This is a genomic window from Catellatospora vulcania, from assembly GCF_009720385.1.
GTDB lineage: Bacteria > Actinomycetota > Actinomycetes > Mycobacteriales > Micromonosporaceae > Catellatospora > Catellatospora vulcania.
This window is the reverse complement of sequence record NZ_WARX01000001.1, coordinates 989,485-1,006,749: the sequence shown is the minus strand read 5'-3', so window position 1 is coordinate 1,006,749 and position 17,265 is coordinate 989,485. Positions and strand designations below refer to the sequence as shown.

At 72.6% G+C, this 17,265-nt stretch carries 16 protein-coding genes; 9 read left to right on the top strand and 7 right to left on the bottom strand.

Annotation, left to right across the window (positions count from 1 at the left end; genetic code table 11):
- Positions 1–18: 18 nt before the first annotated feature.
- The gene (locus F6W97_RS23815) at positions 19–531 is read left to right on the top strand and encodes a hypothetical protein (protein ID WP_155372619.1); all 513 of its coding nucleotides are present in this window, start codon (positions 19–21) and stop codon (positions 529–531) included.
- 41 nt (positions 532–572) lie between these two features.
- On the opposite strand, the gene F6W97_RS23810 is transcribed toward F6W97_RS23815, so the two are convergent.
- Positions 573–1,418, bottom strand: a complete 846-nt coding sequence (locus F6W97_RS23810; RefSeq protein ID WP_155372618.1) for a slipin family protein — start codon at positions 1,416–1,418, stop codon at positions 573–575.
- Positions 1,419–1,625: 207 nt separating this feature from the next.
- On the opposite strand from F6W97_RS23810, the gene F6W97_RS23805 reads away from it, so the two are divergent.
- The 6 genes from F6W97_RS23805 to F6W97_RS23780 all read left to right on the top strand — a co-directional run bounded on the left by F6W97_RS23805 (position 1,626) and on the right by F6W97_RS23780 (position 7,187).
- A complete protein-coding gene (locus tag F6W97_RS23805; RefSeq protein WP_407924604.1) occupies positions 1,626–2,831 on the top strand; it encodes a geranylgeranyl reductase family protein in 1,206 nt (401 codons plus the stop codon).
- A 229-nt stretch (positions 2,832–3,060) separates the two neighbouring features.
- Positions 3,061–3,996, top strand: coding sequence for a transporter substrate-binding domain-containing protein (locus F6W97_RS23800; RefSeq protein WP_155372616.1), 936 nt, complete (start codon positions 3,061–3,063; stop codon positions 3,994–3,996).
- Complete coding sequence (locus tag F6W97_RS23795) at positions 3,993–4,994, top strand: hypothetical protein (RefSeq protein WP_155372615.1); 1,002 nt, start codon at positions 3,993–3,995, stop codon at positions 4,992–4,994. The genes F6W97_RS23800 and F6W97_RS23795 overlap by 4 nt, the downstream gene beginning before the upstream one ends.
- A gap of 129 nt (positions 4,995–5,123) precedes the next feature.
- The gene (locus F6W97_RS23790; RefSeq protein WP_196279289.1) at positions 5,124–5,717 is read left to right on the top strand and encodes an RNA polymerase sigma factor; all 594 of its coding nucleotides are present in this window, start codon (positions 5,124–5,126) and stop codon (positions 5,715–5,717) included.
- Entirely contained in the window at positions 5,717–6,637 is a 921-nt protein-coding gene (locus tag F6W97_RS23785; protein WP_155372614.1) for a hypothetical protein, read from the top strand. The genes F6W97_RS23790 and F6W97_RS23785 overlap by 1 nt, the downstream gene beginning before the upstream one ends.
- A gap of 91 nt (positions 6,638–6,728) precedes the next feature.
- On the top strand, positions 6,729–7,187 hold the full coding sequence (locus F6W97_RS23780) for a VOC family protein (RefSeq protein WP_155372613.1): 459 nt from the start codon (positions 6,729–6,731) through the stop codon (positions 7,185–7,187).
- Positions 7,188–7,251: 64 nt separating this feature from the next.
- On the opposite strand, the gene F6W97_RS23775 is transcribed toward F6W97_RS23780, so the two are convergent.
- The gene (locus F6W97_RS23775; protein ID WP_155372612.1) at positions 7,252–7,941 is read right to left on the bottom strand and encodes a hypothetical protein; all 690 of its coding nucleotides are present in this window, start codon (positions 7,939–7,941) and stop codon (positions 7,252–7,254) included.
- Between the two features lie 10 nt (positions 7,942–7,951).
- Positions 7,952–8,512: a TetR/AcrR family transcriptional regulator gene (locus F6W97_RS23770; protein WP_155372611.1), complete on the bottom strand. Its 561-nt coding sequence runs from the start codon at positions 8,510–8,512 to the stop codon at positions 7,952–7,954.
- Positions 8,513–8,797: 285 nt separating this feature from the next.
- On the opposite strand from F6W97_RS23770, the gene F6W97_RS23765 reads away from it, so the two are divergent.
- Positions 8,798–10,048: a hypothetical protein gene (locus F6W97_RS23765; RefSeq protein WP_155372610.1), complete on the top strand. Its 1,251-nt coding sequence runs from the start codon at positions 8,798–8,800 to the stop codon at positions 10,046–10,048.
- A gap of 87 nt (positions 10,049–10,135) precedes the next feature.
- Here the strand turns inward: F6W97_RS23765 and F6W97_RS23760 are convergent, their stop codons facing one another.
- Entirely contained in the window at positions 10,136–10,642 is a 507-nt protein-coding gene (locus F6W97_RS23760; protein WP_155372609.1) for a DinB family protein, read from the bottom strand.
- Positions 10,643–10,839: 197 nt separating this feature from the next.
- Between F6W97_RS23760 and F6W97_RS23755 the strand changes: the two genes are divergently transcribed.
- Positions 10,840–12,261: a glycerophosphodiester phosphodiesterase family protein gene (locus F6W97_RS23755; RefSeq protein WP_155372608.1), complete on the top strand. Its 1,422-nt coding sequence runs from the start codon at positions 10,840–10,842 to the stop codon at positions 12,259–12,261.
- Positions 12,262–12,306: 45 nt separating this feature from the next.
- On the opposite strand, the gene F6W97_RS23750 is transcribed toward F6W97_RS23755, so the two are convergent.
- The 3 genes from F6W97_RS23750 to F6W97_RS23740 all read right to left on the bottom strand — a co-directional run bounded on the left by F6W97_RS23750 (position 12,307) and on the right by F6W97_RS23740 (position 17,121).
- Positions 12,307–13,587 carry a GAF domain-containing protein gene (locus tag F6W97_RS23750; protein WP_196279288.1) on the bottom strand — a complete coding sequence of 427 codons (1,281 nt, stop codon included), beginning with the start codon at positions 13,585–13,587 and terminating at the stop codon, positions 12,307–12,309.
- 199 nt (positions 13,588–13,786) lie between these two features.
- Positions 13,787–15,394, bottom strand: a complete 1,608-nt coding sequence (locus F6W97_RS23745) for a GTPase family protein (RefSeq protein WP_196279287.1) — start codon at positions 15,392–15,394, stop codon at positions 13,787–13,789.
- Positions 15,391–17,121 carry a GTPase gene (locus tag F6W97_RS23740; protein ID WP_155373085.1) on the bottom strand — a complete coding sequence of 577 codons (1,731 nt, stop codon included), beginning with the start codon at positions 17,119–17,121 and terminating at the stop codon, positions 15,391–15,393. The genes F6W97_RS23745 and F6W97_RS23740 overlap by 4 nt, the downstream gene beginning before the upstream one ends.
- Positions 17,122–17,265 lie beyond the last annotated feature (144 nt).

The following is a 17,265-nucleotide window of genomic DNA, read 5'->3' as shown; positions in this document are numbered from 1 at the left end:
ACTGAAGGGACGGACGCCTTGGAGCCGTTGACGATCCTGCTCAGCACCCTGGGCCCGCTGCTCGGCGTGCTCGCCGGTGGCTGGGTCGCGAGCCGGACACAGGCCGCGGGACACCGGCGGGAGGACCGGCGGCACCTGGCCGACACCCGCCGGACGGCGTACGCGGCGTACCTCACCGCGGTGCGCGAATACGTCGCGTACACGCAGAGCCCGCACACGCAGGTCGAGATCGTCCCGCACGCGGAGCAGCAGGAGATCCTCATCCCGCTGCTGGACGCGGACGGCACCGCATACCGGCAGCGCATGGACGCCGCGCATGTCGGCGTGCGGCTGATCGCCGGTTCGGCCACGGTCGTCGAGCACGCCCGTGAACTGGCCAGAGCGGTGCGCCGGGCCGCCGCGGCGCGGGCGACCCACGCCGCGGGCCGGATCCCGGCCGACGTCTACGAGGCCATGTGGGACGCGGAGTCGCGGTTCGTCGACACCGTCCGGGTCGAGCTCGGCCTGCCCGGATTCGGCTCGGCCGAATAGCCGCCGGGCGGATCCATGTGGACCCGCCCGGCGAGCATCGTTCAGTTCGGCGTGCTGTGCTTGTCGAAGCCGATGTACAGGCGGGCCTCGGCGTTGCCGCCGAGCGCGGTCATCGTCTCCAGCTCGCGCAGCCGCAGCAGCGCCGGGTGCTCGGCGTACACGGCCGCGGCCTCGGCGAGCCGGCGCAGCGCCTCGACCTCGGCCTCGACCCGGATGCGCTGGGCCGCGGCGTCGGCCTCGGCGGCCAGCCGGGTCGCGTCGCGCCGGGCGGCCGCGGTGACCTGGTCGGCCTCGGCGCGCGAGCGCGCCTCCAGCACGTCCTTCTCGGCCTTGGTGCGCGCGTCGACCAGCTGCGCCTCGGCGAGCCGCTGCGCGGTCAGCACCCGGTTCATGACCTCCTGCAGGTTGCCGGGGAAGACGATGTCCTTCACGTCGGCCCGCAGGATCTCCACGCCGTACCCGGCCGCGGCGCCCTGCACGTCGCGCAGGATGTCCTCGGACAGCTGGTTGCGGTTGGTGAGGATGTCCTCCAGCGTCATCGACGCCAGCGACCGGCGGGCCGCCAGCTGCACGTCGCTGTAGACGCGGTCGGTGTAGCTGTCCACCCGCTCCACCGCGGCCACCGGGTCGACCACCTTGAAGTGGGTCAGGATGCTCACCCGCAGCGCGACCTTGTCCGAGGTCAGGATCTCCTGCCCCTTGAGGGTCAGCTCGCGCTCGCGCATGTCCACCAGGGTCACCTCGACGACCGGGCCGCGCTTGCCGAAGCGGCCGAACGCTGCGGGCAGCTCGTAGCGTCCGGCCTCGAGCACGTCGGTGAGCCTGCCGTCGACGTAGCGCAGGCCGCGGTGGGTGTTCTTGATGACGATCTCTTTGGTGGTGCCCATGGCGATTCCTCGGGAGAAGGGAAGGAAGAGGTCGCCCCGGAGCGGGTCCGATGGCTAGGACGGGTATCAGGCTAAAGAGGCCTGTCAGCATGGAATGACGGATTCCAGTGCACTTTGTCTGGCAGACACCCGCTATGAGCCCGCCGGGGCGAGATCACTTCATCACGGACCCCGTTGCCCGGCAACGGATTTTCGACTCCCGTGGCGGTGTGCGCGGCAATGGCCGATGCTGGAGGCGTGTACGACGTCGCGATCGTCGGGGCCGGGCCGGCCGGGTCAGCCGCCGCGCTCGCCGCCGCGCAGGCCGGGGCGGACGTGCTGCTGCTGGACCGTGAGCTGTTCCCCCGCGACAAGGCCTGCGGCGACGGCATCGCCCAGCAGGGCCTGGACGTGCTGGCCGGGCTCGGGGTCACCGGGCTGACCGACGGGTTCACGCCGATCCGCTCGCTGCGCCTGACCGGGCCGGGCGGCGCGCACGCGGCGGGCGAGCTGCCGGAACCCGCGTACGTCATCCCGCGCGCGGTGTTCGACGCCCGCCTGGTCGCCGCCGCGGTGCGGGCCGGCGCCACGTTCGAGCAGCACACGGTACGCGCCATCGCGGTGCGCGCGGACGGCGTCGACCTCGGTGACGGCCTCGCCGCACGTGTCGTGATCGGGGCCGACGGCGCGAACTCGACGGTGCGCCGCGCGCTCGGCCTGCCCCGCAACCCGCCGGACCGGCTGGCCGTGGCCATCCGCGCCTACGCCCCCGACCCGGTGTCTCGACCGTCGGCGACCAGCCAGGCCGGTGTCGTGCCGCGGGACCCGGGCGAGGCCGGGCCGGAGCAGCGGATCGTGATGACCGGGCAGCGCTGGCCCGCCTACGCCTGGTCGTTCCCGATCGGCGACGGGCGGCGCAACGTCGGCTACGGCGAGCTGGTGTCGGGCGGCCCGCTGAGCCGGGCGCATCTGCTGGAGCGGATGCACTCGCTGCTCGGCGACACCGGTGCGACCGAGGTGGCCGACGCACGGGCGCATCACCTGCCGCTGTCGACGTGGCGGCCCCGGCCAGGGCACGGGCGGCTGCTGCTGGCCGGGGACGCGCTGTCGCTGATCAACCCGTTCACCGGTGAGGGCATCTTCTACGCGGTGCTGTCCGGGTCATTGGCCGGGCAGGCCGCGGTGACGCCCGGCGGTCCGGCCGCAGGGCAGGCCTACATCGCCGCGCTACGCCGCCGGCTGGGCCGCCACCTGCGGCACACCGGCGTGATCGCCCGGCTGACCGCGCAGCCGTGGGTCGTGGACGCGGGCCTGCGCGCCGCCGCCCGCCACCGCCACGTCTTCGACGGCTTCGTCGGCCTCGGCCTCGGCGACGGCCTCCTCACCCCCCGCCTGCTCGCCTCCGTGGCCGCCGCCGTCCTCGCCCGCGCCTGACGCCCCTACCCCCACCCGCACCCGCGCCGTTGCAGTTTCGGGGAAACTGCGCGTTTGGCGGCCCGGATTCGTGCAGTTCCCCCGAAACAGCGGGACGGGCGCCTTCGGCGGGGTTGTGCGTGGCGTGTCAGGTGGGGTGCTTCATCTAAACGTTGTATTGGCGGGGGTCACGGGCTGGAATCGGACGACTACATTGGACCGGCGCCGTCCAACTACCTGAGGACCGCCGATGACTGAGACTTCTGGCCGGCCACGCTGGCGGCCGCTGCTGACCGCCACCGCGGTGACGCTGACGATGCTGTTGGCGGGCGCCGCGGCCTGCGGGCCCAAGGGCAATGCGCCGAAGACCGTGGACGACCTGTTCAAAAAGACCGATGTGTACGGGCAGCCGAAGATCAAGATCGGGGTCGCCGAGGACCAGCCGCTCATGGGTCAGATCGTGAACGGGCGGTTCGAGGGCTTCGACATCGAGATCGCCCGCTACCTCGCCGAGTCGCTGGGCTTCAAGGGCGACAGCCGCATCGAGTGGGTGCCGCTGCAGACCGAGGACCGCGAGAACGCGCTCGTCTCCGGTCAGGTGCACCTGGTGGTGGCCAGCTACTCGATGACCCCCGACCGGGAGAAGGAGATCGACTTCGCCGGGCCGTACTTCGCCACCAAGCAGGAACTGCTGATCCGCACCACCGACCGCGACAAGATCCGCAACCTCAACGACCTGGCCCAGCCCGGCCGGGAGACCTGCGTGGTCGGCGGATCCACCGGCGAGCGCCAGTTCACCGACCGGGCGCTGAAGGTGTACCCGGCGGCGACCAACCGCGAGTGCCTGGAGCGCCTGCTGTCGGGCAAGTCGCACGCGTACTCCACCGACGAGACGATCCTCGCCGGCTACCTCTCCGAGCACCCGAAGGACCTGTTCATCGTCGACGTCCCGATCGGCGCGAACGAGCGGCTCGGCGTCGGGGTGTCCAAGCAGGACCCGGAGCTGCGCGACCTGGTGGCGTTCTTCCTGCGCAAGAGCTACGACACCGGCCGCACGACGTCCACCAGCCCATGGCTGGCGGCGTACCGGCGCACGCTGGGGCCGTGGCTCGGCGACGACACCACCCAGCCGCCCATCGACGCTCCGGACCTGGTGGACTACGACGAGAAGGCGCCGAAGCCATGACCGTGGCCGGCGAGCCGGGGCCGCCGCCGCCCCGCAAGCGCAACCCGTGGCGCGCCGGCCAGGGCTTCTGGACGGTCGCCGTCGGTGTGCCGGCCGTCTTCTCGGTGATGCGGCTGTGGATCGAGGCGGGCGGGGAGCTGCAGACGACGCTGCTGCTGGTCGCCAACGTCGGGCCGATCAACCTGATGGCCGCGCTGTTCACCACCGCGACCCGGCTGGTGACCACAGGGCTGGTCGCGGTGTTCGCGCTCGGCGCGGTGCTGGCGGTGAGCACCGCCGGCTGGCCGCGGCGGCGGCCGCTGTTCGCGCGCTGGTACGCGATGTCGCCGCCGTGGTTCCTGGCGGCCGTGTTCGCCATCGCGCTGGCCACCTGGCAGATCCTCTACCTGCCGTTGCTGGTCGTGGCTGCGGTCGCGGTGTTCCAGCGGGAGCTGGCGGCGGTGGAGTGGCCACGCTGGCGCTGGGCGGCGACGATCGCGGTGGCGCTGGCCGGATACGGCTGGCTGATCGCACCGACAGTGCTGCAGGCCTGGCGCGCCGGGGAGCTGTTCGCGGTGGCGCTGCTGGTGGTGCCGCCGGTGCTGGCGCTCGGCGTGAGCGGGCCGCTGCCGCGGTGGCTGGTGCTGCCCGCGGCGGCGCTGGCCCAGCCGGGCATCGCGGTCGTGCTGCTGATCGCGGCGGTGCCCGTGGTGCTGACGCCGGTGCTGCCGATGACGGTCACCACCGTGACCACCCAGGCCGGGGTGCCCGAAGAGGTGCGCGGGCACGTGATCAGCACCGACGACGTCAACACGGTGATCCTGCAGGAGCGCGGCGGCGTCCGGTACATCGACAACGACGACATCGCGGCGCGGGTGCTCTGCCCCACCTCGGAGGAGCTGGTGCGCTACCGGTTGCGGGTGCGCGACTTCCACGTCGAGGACTCGCTGCTGGGCGCGCTGGGCCGCCGGGTGCGCCCGATGGCCCCGGTCAGCGCGGTCTGCCGCATCCCGACCTGAGCCCAGGGCGGGTCACCAACAGACGAGGCAGAACGGGTGGCCGGCCGGGTCCGCGTGCACCCGGAAGCCTGCCGCACGGGTCCGCCGGATTCCGTGCAACAGCAAGCGGCCGGCCGGCCATAGGTAGGCGTGACGACCATCATGCAGCGCAGCGACGGGCAGTTGTGGGCCGACGCCGCCGACGGCGACGAGGCGGCGTTCGGGCTGCTGTTCGACCGGCACGTGAAGGCGGTGTACAACCACTGCTTCCGGCTGTCCGCCTCGTGGAGCACGGCCGAGGACGCGACCCAGGCCGTGTTCCTCACCGCGTGGCGCAGGCGATCCGACATCCGGCTGGTCGACGGCTCGGCCCTGCCATGGCTGCTGACCGTGGCGACCAACGTCGTACGCGACGAGCGGCGCTCGGCCCGGCGCTGGCTGGCCGCCGTGCTGCGGCTGCCGCCCGACCGGGACGCCGCCGACCTCGCCGACCGCGTGGCCGGGCAGGTCGACGACGAGCGGCGCATGCGCGCGGTGCTGCACGCGGCCCGCCGCCTGCCCCGGGCCGAACGCGAGGCCCTGGCGCTGTGCGTGTGGTCGTCCGTGTCCTATGCCGATGCGGCTGCGCTGCTCGGCATCACCGAGGCGTCGGTACGCGCGCGGGTCAGCCGCGCCCGGTCCCGCCTGTCCCGGTCCCTCGGCGACGCCGCGGCGCCGGTGCCCCACGAGACGCAGGAGGCGTGATGACCCACCTCGACCAGTTGCCGCCCGAGCGGGACATGCCCGCGGCCCGGCAGGCCCGCATGCGGCGCCGGATCCTCGACGGCCTCTTCTCGTCGGCCCGTCCGGCCTACGGGCGCGGACGTGCGCTGCGGGTGCTGGGCGCGGGTCTGGCCACGGCGGCCTGCGCCACGGCGGTCGTCATGTGGACCGGCGGTCCCGGCGACGAGCAACCGCAGCCCGAGATCGTCGCACTCGGCGACAGCGCGCTGTCGCCGATGGTCCGCAAGACCGGCAACCTGTGCCTGACCCACGCCTGGCAGCACGTGCACGTGCACAACGTCGACCGCCCGGCGGAGGAGCCGACCTTCGCCTGGCCCGAGGGGGCTCGCCCGAGCCTGGTGAACTACGCCGAACGCGAGGACCGGGCGATCGTCGTCTACCGGCTGGAGCAGACGGTGATCTTCTGCACCATGGAGCCGACCATCCCGCCGACGGACGAGTGGAGCAGCAGCATGAGCTTCCGCAACGCACCGCAGTGGCTGCCCGGGCCGGTCTCCGGTGAGTCCGCGGGCTCCAGCGACCCGTGGGGCGGGCAGACGGCGATCGCCGGATTCGTCCACCGCCGCGTCACCAAGGTGGTCCTCGACGACGGGGAGGGCCACCGCAGCACGGCCCGGCTGGCCGACGGCACCTTCGCGGTGCTCAGCGACGGCCACCTCGCCGCCCGCAAGGGTCTGCTCATCAGCTACGACGAGCAGGGGCGCGAGATCGACCGGCGGGACGCGTTCGACCTCGGCGTCGTCGGCACCACGTGCTGGGTGGACCCGGCGGGCAGGGTCGTGCTCTACGCCATGGATCGCAAGAACGCCCCGGATCCATCGCCGGTGGGCTGCGGCAAGGCCGAGCCGTGGACAACGCCGAGAGGGTGGACTCCGGCCTAGCACCGGGCCGGGCACGGGCGGATGTCAGCCGACGGGCGTTAGATGGGGAGCGGGCGCACCGCTGCCCATCTTCGTCGGCAAGGAGGCCGTGATGCAGAAGATCACCCCGTACCTGTGGTTCGACACCCAGGCGGAGGAGGCCGCGGCGCACTACACCTCGATCTTCAAGAACTCGCGGATCGTCAGTGTGGTCCCCGGTCCCGAGGATCGGGCGATGCTGGTGAACTTCGAGCTGGAGGGACAGCCGTTCGTCGGGCTCAACGGCGGGCCGGCGTTCCACTTCACCGAAGCGATCTCGTTCTTCGTGGACTGCGCCGATCAGGCCGAGGTCGACGAGATGTGGGCGCGGCTGTCCGACGGCGGCGAGGAGGGCCAGTGCGGCTGGCTCAAGGACCGCTACGGCGTGTCCTGGCAGATCGTGCCGAAGGTGCTCGGCGAGCTGATGGCCGATCCCGATCCGGCCAAGGCGAGCCGGGTCATGCACGCCATGCTCGGCATGACGAAACTCGACATCCAAGCCCTCCACGACGCGCACCAGGGCAGGTCCTGAGCCCTGCGAGGTTGGGAAGGGCACCTTCTACATCGCATAGCGATGTGAAGGTGCCCTTCCTTTCTCAGGAGGCTGGGACGGCGACGGCGGGGGCCGGGACGGCCGCGGCGGGGCGGGAGGCGGCCCGCCACAGGCCTGTCGCGAGCCAGACGCAGCCGGCGGCGACGAGCAGGCCGTGCGCGACGCGGACGGGCGCGGGGGTGAAGAACTGCGGCAGGAAGGTCGCGAAGCCCACCGCGAACAGCACTCCGGACAGGGGCTGCAGCACGCCGGAGCGGGCGATCGCCACGGCGGCGAGGACGGCCCCGACGGCGAGCAGGACCAGTCCGATGCCGAAGGTGGTCATCGCGGCCGGGAGGTAGCGCACGCTTTCGGTGAGGCCGAGCAGGTCCAGCTGCGCGCCGCCGGTGCTCTCGACGGCCAGCACGTGCAGCGCGAAGTCCTCCGCGCCGTAATAGGGCAGGGTCAGCCCGGCGCCGATCCAGGCGGTCACCGCGGCGGTGAGGGCAAGGGGTTCGGCCCGCGTGCCGTCGACGACGCGGCGCACCGCCAGCAGGGCGAGCGGCACGAGGATGAAGCCGATCATCGCGAACAGGTGGGTGGCCACCCACCACGGCGAGGACATGGCTTCCTGCGCGCCCTGCAGCGTGGTCTCGTCGCGCCACGGGCGCAGGCCGGGGTACAGGGCGAACAGCACTCCGGCCGCGGCCAGCGCGGCGGCGGCGAGGCGGATGCGGGTCAGGGGTGCGGACACGGTCTTCTCCTCAGGGGTGAGCCGGCAGGGAATCGAGAAAAGTGGTGATGAGCTGCTGGTATGTCTCGTCGAGGTCCTCGGGCAGGCCGAAGCCGCCGGCGGACTCCAGCGAGGCGAACCCGTGCGCGATGACACGCAGCTTGCGGATGGTCTGGATCTGCCCGGCGGGGTCGAGCCGCCAGGGCCGCAGCGCCGCCTGGATGACCTCCAGCTGCCGGATGCCGGCCGCGGCGAGTTCAGGCTGGTGCAGCGGGTCTACCGGCATCGCGGCGTAGCGGGCGGGGTGGGCGGTGACGTAGGCGCGGTACGCGTGCATCAGTGCGGTGATCGCGTCGGCGCCGCTGCGGCCCATCGCCGCGTCGGCGAAGCGGTCCGCGAGTTCGTTGAGCACGCGTACGCCGACCAGGGTCTTCAGCTCGGTGAGTCCGGCGACGTGTTTGTAGAGCGAGGGGGCGGCGACGCCGCAGCGGGCTGCGACCGCGGCCAGGGTGAGCGCCGCGACGCCGTGCTCGTCGATGACCTCGACGGCCGCCTGCACGACGGCCTGGGTGGACAGTCCGGCCCTGGGCATCTCACTCCCTTCGCTATTACTTATAGCCAAAAAGCTACTGCCATTAGCCATGCACGTCAAGTGCCGCTTCGCTACCCGGTCAGGCGCGTCGCAGAAACCGCGCAATTATGGACATTAAGGACTAAATCCGATACAAAGGGCATACCTGATAGAGCGCGTGGCGGGATGCGCTCCAGGTGTGCCGGCCACGGCTCCCCCTGACACCTGTGCCTGCCGCTACGCCTCCCCAGGCCCAATGTCCATGGTCTACGAGTCGGCGCGGTCGATTCGGGTTCGGAGGCTGGCATGTCGATTCGAAGGTCCCTGGCGGCAGGCGCGGCGGTGGCGACCACGCTGCTGCCGGCGCTGCTGAGCGCCACGCCGGCGCAGGCGGCGGTGATCCCCGGCGTCGGCTCCGCACCGCTGGTCGCGTACGCGGACCGCAACTTCACCGGCGCCAAGCAGTCCTACGGCGCGGGCGTGTTCGACGCGGCCAAGAAGGAACTCGGCGTCGTCGGCAACGACGCCATCACCTCGCTCTACGTCGCCTCCGGCTACCGGGCGGTGGCCTGCGACAACGGCGGCTCCGAAGGCAACGTGAACAAGGGCTCCCTGGGGACCTGCCGCTACTTCGACGCCGGCTTGCACGACTTCGTCGGCGGCGAACTCAACGACAAGATCTCGCTGCTGGCCGTCATGGGCAAGCCGGTCAAGGGCACCGCGGTCACCGCGTTCCAGGACACCAAGTTCACCGGCACCTCGCTGCCGCTGGGCTCGGGCGGCTTCGGCCAGGTCGCCGGCAACCTGTCCACCCTCGCCGACTCCGTGAAGTCGCTGAAGGTCACCGACGGGTACCGCGTCGTCGCCTGCGACAACGACGCCAAGCCGGGCACCGCCAGCCTCGACCTCGGCAAGTGCCGGCTGTTCCGCGGCGGCGAGCACGCCACCGTCGGCGGCGACCTGGAGAAGAAGATCTCCCTGGTCGCCGTGGGCGCTCCCCCGCTGATCGCCACCAGCGACGCCAACATGGGCGGCCTGCTCCAGCGCTTCAACCCGGGCGTGTACACGGCGTTCGCCAACGAGCTGGCCACCGTCGGCAACGACAAGATCAGCTCGCTGCGGGTCGGCGACGGCTGGCGCGTCGTCGGCTGCCGCAACGACACCACCGGCCTGAGCGGGCAGGGCGACCTGGGCCTGTGCCGGATGTTCGGCCCCGGCGAGCACAACCTGGCCGGCAACGCCATCAACGACGGCATCTCCACGCTGGTCGTGCAGGCCGGCCCGGCATCGGGCAACCTGCTCGACGTGTACGCCGACCGCGACTTCAAGGGCGCCACGGCCACCTTCGGCCCCGGCATCTACACGGCCGGCGACCTCGCCCCGGTCGGCAACGACGCGGTCAGCTCGCTGCGCGTGCCCGGCGTGGGCCGCGCCGTGCTCTGCGACAACGACTCGGGCCAGAACCTGGGCACCTGCCGGCTGTTCGTCAAGAGCGACCACCTGTACGTCGGCGGCGACATCAACGACAAGACCTCGCTGATCGCGCTCGCCCCGTAACCGCTGCCACACCAGGCCGACGCGGCCCGCGCACGCAGCGCGGGCCGCGTCGCGTCGCGTCGTGTGCGGACGGTGCGGCGCGACCGGTCAGGCGCCGGTGACGCCGTCGACGCCCTCGCGCAGGAAGTCGGCGTGGCCGTTGTGGCGGGCGTACTCGTGGATCAGGTGCAGCATCACGAACCGCAGCGAGACGTCTTCGCCCCAGCGGGCCTGGTGCCCGACCACGTCCAGCGACCCGGCCTCGCGCTCGATGCGGCGCGAGTGCTCTACCTCGGCCTGCCAGGCCGTGAACGCCTCGGCCCGGGTCGCGCCGGTCGGGTCGTACGCCACCTGGTAGTCGTTGTCCGGTGACCAGACCAGGGTGATGTCCTCACCGGCGATCACCTTGCGGAACCAGGTGCGCTCCACCTCGCACATGTGCCGGACCAGCCCGAGCAGGGTCAACGTCGACGGGGACATGGACCGCTCGCGCAGCTGCTCGTCGGTCAGCCCGTCGCACTTCCAGGCCAGCGTGGCCCGGTGGTAGTCGAGGAACTGCCGCAGCATCTCCCGCTCACCGGCGATCACGGGCACGTCGGGGCGTTCGGTGGCCATCGCGAAGATCCTTCCGTCGTACGGGGTCGGGGTGGAAGCAGGACCGCCGGTTCGGGTCGGCAGGTGTGGTCCGAACACAGATCATGACCTCAACCGGCGATCTTGCCATCATCCGCACCCACGACCGACAGCCCCCGTTACCTGTGCGGCCATCGCGCATTCGTGGGCCGTTCCGTCCTTTTTCCTACGGTCCGGGCATGGCCACCTCACCGCGTACCCCCTCCTGGCATCTGCGCACCACGGCGGCGCTGGCCGCCCTCGCCCTGTGCGGCACCGCGGCGGCCGCGTCGCCGGCCGCCGCCGCGCCGGGCGACGTCGTCGTGTCGGCGGACTTCTCCGCCGGCACGCTGCCCGCCGGGTGGCGGGCCGTCGACGGCTCCTGGACCGTGCAGAACGGCCGCCTGGTCGGCGCGTCGACCGGCTCGTCGGCCAACAACAAGATCACGTTCGGGCGTAACCTGGCCCACTTCCGGTTCGAGGCGACGGCACGGTTCGAATCGGTCACGGCGAGCACCCGCTGGGCGGCCCTCGGCCTGGACGTGCCCGGCGACGGCACGACGCCGTGGTCCATCGCGACCATGCGCAGCGGCACCACCGCGAGCAACGGCCTGGAGTTCGCGCAGCGCACCACGGGCAACGCGTGGAACGTCACGAACACCGCCGCCGCCCCGTACGCGGCAGGCACCGGCCGGGACGTGCGTATCGCCGCCGAGGTGCACGGCAGCCAGGCCCGCTGGCTCTTCGACGGGGTGGAGGTGCTGCGCACCACCAGCCTGGGCCGCTCGACCGGCGGCGGGCAGGCGCTGTTCGTCAACGGCGCCACGGTCTCCTTCGACGACGTACGCGTGACCAAGCTGGCCCCGTCCAACATGTACCTGCGCGCGCCCGGCAGCCCGGTCGCGGTCATCGCGCACCGCGGTGCGTCATCTGCCGCACCGGAGAACACGCTGGTGGCACAGGAGATCGCACGCCGCGCGGGGGCGGACTGGATCGAGAACGACGTGCAGCCGTCGTCCGACGGGGTGCCGTTCATCCTGCATGACAGCACCGTCGACCGGACCACCGACGGCTCCGGCGCGATCCGCAACCTGACCTCGGCACAGCTCAAGGCGCTGGACGCCGGTTCCTGGTTCGCGCCCCACTACGCGGGCGCCCGCCTGCCCACCCTCGCCGAGCAGCTGGCCGACCTGCGCACCCGTGGCGGCAACCTGCTCCTGGAGATCAAGGGCGCGCACACCCGCGACCAGGTCGCGAAGATCGTGCAGATCATCCGCGAGCAGCAGATGACCGGCCGGGTGTTCATCCAGAGCTTCGACGTGCCGTCGCTGCAGCACAGCTACGAGCTGGCCCCGGAGCTGCCCATCGGCCTGCTGCGCAGCACACTCGACGCCGACCCGGTGGCCCTGGCCGGGCAACTGCACCTGACCGCGTACAACCCGGCGGGGGCGGCGCTGCTGGCCCGGCCGGCCCTGGTCGGCGAGCTGCACCAGGCGGGCGTGGCGGTGATGGCCTGGACCATCGACAGCGCGGCGCAGTGGCGCTCGCTCGACCAGCTCGGTGTCGACGGCATCATCACCAACCGCCCGGCGGAGCTGGCCGGTTGGATCTCGGCGGGCTGACGCGACACAGGGTTCCCTCCCACGGCGGGAGGGAACCTCCCCGTGTCAGCGGTCGGTCCGCTGGAACGTCAGCGACTTCAGGTGGTCGATCAGGGCGTCCATTTCGGCCAACTTGTAGCCGGCCTGCTCGCGCAGCTCGATGTCCATGCAGTGGTCGACGAGGGAGCGCAGCGAGAAGCTGATCCGGGTCAGCCGGTGCAGGAACCGCTCCCGCAGTCCCTCGGCGAAGGCCAGGTGCTGATCGGTCAGCTCGCCGTCATCGAGGTCGGCCGCGCCCGCGAGTTCCAGCGCCAGGCTCGCCTGGCCCGCGAAGACCGAGGCCATCTCGACGTCGACGGCGTCGAAGGGCCCCTCCGCGGGCTTCTTCGACAGCAGCATCGCGCCGAGCATCGTCTCCTGCCCGGTCAGCGGGGCGATCAGGATGTGCCAGGGGTGCGCGGTGCCGAGCAGGTCCCTCAGCCGCGGATCGGCGCCCGGCTCGACGACCAGCACCCGGCGCTCGGCCATCACCAGGGCGCACACCGACAGCAGCGCGTCGGGTGCGTCGACGAGCAGTTTCAGCGTGCCCATGGCCTGCACGGCGGTCACGGTGAGGCCGTCGGGCGAGAGCAGCACGACGCACGCGCCGTCGGCCCGGTCGGCCCGCTCCGCCTGGCTGATGAGCTCGGCCATCAGCGTGTCCGGCTCCACGCCGCCGAGCACCCGCTCGGTGATCATGACCATGGCCTCCTGCCAGGCGTGGCGACGGCAGGCCTCGGTGAAGATGCTCGCGTTGGCGATGGCGGCCGCGGCGACCTCGGCGAAGTCGATGATCAGCTCCTCGTCCAAGGCGCTGAACTCGGCCTCGCCCTGCTTCTCGGTCAGGTAGAAGTTGCCCAGCAGCCGCCCGCCCGACACGATCGGCACCCCGAGGAAGGACGTCATCGGCGGATGGTGCTCCGGAAAGCCCACCGAACCCGGGTGCCGGGAGATGTCGGCGACCCGGACCGGGAGCGGCTCGGCCAGCAGCAGCCCGAGCAGTCCACGCCCCTCGGGCTCGTGCGCCATACGGTCGGCGGTCGCCGCGTCCATGCCGTCGTACACGAACTCGGTGATGTGCCCGTCCTCGACCACACCCAGCGCGGCGTACCGGGCTCGCACCAGTTGCCGTGCGGTCACCACGAGCCGGTGCAGCACCTGGGTCAGATCCACCCCGCGGGCCATCTCCAGATTCGCCCGCAGCAGCGCGCGGATGCGCTCGTCGCCGGCGCCGACGGCGCGGGCCCGCTCGATGAGGCGCTGCAGGGCCAGGTCGAGTTCCAGCCTGCCGGCATGGGTGTAACGCACCGCGGCGCCGAGACTGCCCGCGTCCAGTTCTGTGCATACCGTCAACTTCGCCGCGAACGGCTCACCACCGGCCATACTTCACAGCCTTCCTGCCGGAGGGCATGTCGGGAAGCCTTGGCGGAGGCCCTTCCAGGAAGCATATTCCCTGTTCAGCGCCTTTGCGTCGATCTGAAGTGCCTGGTTCGGGACGAGGGCGAGGTCAGCGGCGGGCGGTGCCGCCGGCGGCCTCGCGCAGGGCGGCGCGGGCGTCTGTGTAGTCGGTGAGGACGGCGGTCGCCGGGGCCTCGACCAGCTGCTTGACCACGCCCTGCACCGAGGCGCGCAGCCGTCTGGCCGCGCGGCGGCGGCGGCCGCGGGCGGCCAGCCGGACCACCGGGCGCACCAGCACCGCGATGAGGAACCCGGCCAGCAGGCCGCCCACCAGCAACGCCGTGGGCATGGGCAGCCAGCCGTCCACCAAGGGTGTGCGCAGCGGCGGCAGCGCCAGCGCCTGCATACCGATGCGTACGCCGAGCCAGAGCAGGCCGACCAGGGCCACCGCGGTGACGAGCCATTGCAGCAGTCCCACCGCCCGCCACCACCAGCGTTTGCGGGCGACCCCGAGGTCGGTCTGCGCGACAGCGCGGTCGAGCGCATCGGGCAGTTCGTCGCGATGCGAGCGCACAGCCGCGAGCATGGCGTCCTGCCAGGGCGCGGGCAGCGGCGCACTGGCCCGGTCGGCGGCCTCGCGCAGCGCCTTGGTGACGGCGGCGGTGGCGGCGGGCGACGCCGGGGCCAAGGAGGTGGCGGCCGGGACGGCGGCCCGGTGGTCGCCGAGGTGCAGCCGGTCCAGCGGGTCGGCGCGGGTACGGCGGATCCAGCGCAGCAGCGGCCAGCCGGTCATCTTGCGGGCCCGGTGCACGTACGCGCCCTCGACCGCGGCGGCCACCGTCGGCACCGCGGCGGCCTGCGACAGCGCCGCGGTGAGCGCCCTGCTCGCCTCGGCGTCCAGGGCGGCCTTCGGCGGGTCGGCCGCGACGGTCGGGGTCAGCTCGGCGGTGATCCCGTCGAGGTCGGCGGCCAGTCGCCGCACCGCGGCCTGACGGGCGACGACCGCCTGCCGGATCGCCTTGACCAGCGGGTCCAGCCCCGGTGGGCCGACTGTGGAGGTGGTCAGCACGGGCAGCCCGTCCAGGCCGTCGGCGGACAGCAGCCGGCGCAGGTCGCTCACGCAGTCGTCGAGGTCGGAGGCGGACAGCAGGTCGACGGCGTTGAGCGCGACGACGGTGATGTCGCGGTGGCGGTGGAACTGGGCCAGGTAACCGGCGTGCACGATCTTGTCGGCGTACTTCTGCGGGTGCAGCACCCACACGATGAGGTCCACCACGGACAGCAGCCGGTCGGCCTCGGCCCGGTGCGCCGCCTGCACCGAGTCGTAGTCGGGCAGGTCGAGCAGCACCAGGCCGGACAGGTCGGGCTCGGTCCCGCCGTCGCGGGTGTAGCGGCGGTCCACGCCGAGCCAGTCCAGCAGCGGGTCGGCGCTGTCGGGGCCCCATACGCAGGCGTGCGCCTCACCGGTGGTGGGCCGGCGTACGCCGGTCTGCGACAGCGGCACCCCGGCCAGCGCGTTGAAGATGCTGGACTTGCCGGTGCCGGTCGCCCCGGCCAGCGCGACCACGGTGTGCAGCTGCGACAGGGCCAGCCGCTCCCCCGACCGCGCGATCAGCGCGCGGGCCGGGACGAGGTCGCGTTCGGGCAGCCGGTCGGCGGTGGCGGCGGTGAACCGTTCGAGCGCCGCCATCCGCTCGACCACCGTCGGCGCGCTCACCCGGCGGCCCCGTCCTGGGAGATCGGGTCGGCCCGGCGCGCGGTGTCGACGGCCGCGGCGGCGGCGCGCAGCTGCTCGCCGTCCTCGGCGGACACCCCGGTGCCGTCGAGCACGGCGTGGAAGCGGGCCGCCTCCTGCTGGAGCAGGCCGTCCACCTTGGTCAGGAAGTCCTGCCGGGCCCGCTCGGCCAGGCGGCGCACGGCGTCGTCGCCGAAGATGGCTTCGAGCACCTTCTGCGCGGCGACGGCGGTGCCCGCCCCGACGGCGATCTCCGCCCCGGTCGGGATGAACGCCGTGGCCGCGAACACCAGCACCATCAGGCACAGCCCGAGCGCGTTGACGGCGTACGCGCTGAACTTGGCGGCGAACAGCTTGCCGCCCGACTCGTCGCGGACCAGGTCGAGCACGCCGCGCTGCCAGTCGCGGACCACCCGGTCGGCGCGGGCGTCGATGTCGGGGCCGACCCGGGCCAGGCCCGGGTTCGCGGCGAGCAGGCCACCGCCCGCGGGGTGGGCGCGCCAGGCGGCGGCCGCGTGTTCGGCGGCGTCGGCGGCCGCGCCGTGCACGAAGACGACCAGCTGCGACTCGATCGCGGTGATCAGCTGGTCGGCGGGGCGGGGACGGCCGGTGACCGCGCTGACGAACTGGTCCCGCCACCGCCCTACCTTGGCCTGCAGGCTGCGCATGAACTCGCCGGTGCCGACGAGTTCCTGCCAGCGGGCGAGCACTTCGCCGCGGAACATTGTCCCGTCGCGGATGCCCTGGTCGACGGCGCCGGCGGCCTCGCGGTAGGCGCTGTCGACGGACGCGCCGAGGGCCTTGACGGCCTCGGTCTGGGCGTCGGCCTCGGCGGCGAGGCGGCTGGTGGCGGGCGACAGCGCGGCGACGGCCCCGTCGACGGTCTGGCGCACCACGGCCGCGCGGGCCGCGGCGGAGCGGGCGAGTTCGTCCAGCCAGCCGCGCAGCGGGGCGACGGCCTCTTCGGACAGCAGCCCGTGCTGGTCGAGGCGCTGCTCATCGATGACGAACATGGGCACTCCGCCGAGCCCGTGCTCTTCCAGCATCTCGGTCAGGTGTGGCCTCACCTCGGCCTCGGCACCGGGTGGCACCCGGTTCAGGATGATCGACACGGCGGTGCCCCGGTCACGGGCGGCGTGCAGCAGCTCCCACGGCACGGCGTCGGCATAGCGGACCGCGGTGGTGACGAACAGCCACAGGTCCGCAGCGGCCAGCAGCTGCTCGGCCAGCGCCCGGTTTTCCTCCTCGACGGAGTCGATGTCGGGCGAGTCGAGCAGCGCGACCCCCGGGCTGAGCACCGCGACCGGGGTGACGAGCAGGCCGATGCCGCCGCCGTCGACCGCGCCGGTGCGGCCCAGCCGCGGCAGCAGGTTGGCCTCGCTGAACCAGGCCGCGTCGGACGGATGGCAGACCAGCACCGGCGCGCGCGTGGTGGGGCGGCGCGCGCCCGCGATGCTGACCGGGGCGCGCACGATGCTGTTGACCAGAGTGGACTTGCCCGCACCCGTGGACCCGCCAGCGACGGCCAGCAGCGGCGCGTCCAACCGGGCCAGCCGCGGGATGAGATAGTCGTCGAGCTGGCCGGCGGTGGCCTTGGCCAGGCTGGTCGCGGCGGCGGCCCCCGGCAGGGCCAGCGGGTAGCGCACCCCGGTGAGTGCGTCGCGCAACCGTGTCAGTGCCCCGCCCAGTCCCGCGTCCGCACCCGTCATGGCCACCACATATCCAGCATGGCGGAAACTATGCCCCTCCGGCCCCCTCTGCCGGAAACACGATCACCGCTCGCCGCGCCCTGCTCGCCGCCGCGAAGATCGCTGTCTCCGGTCAGAATCTGCGGTCAGACCACAGATTCCGAC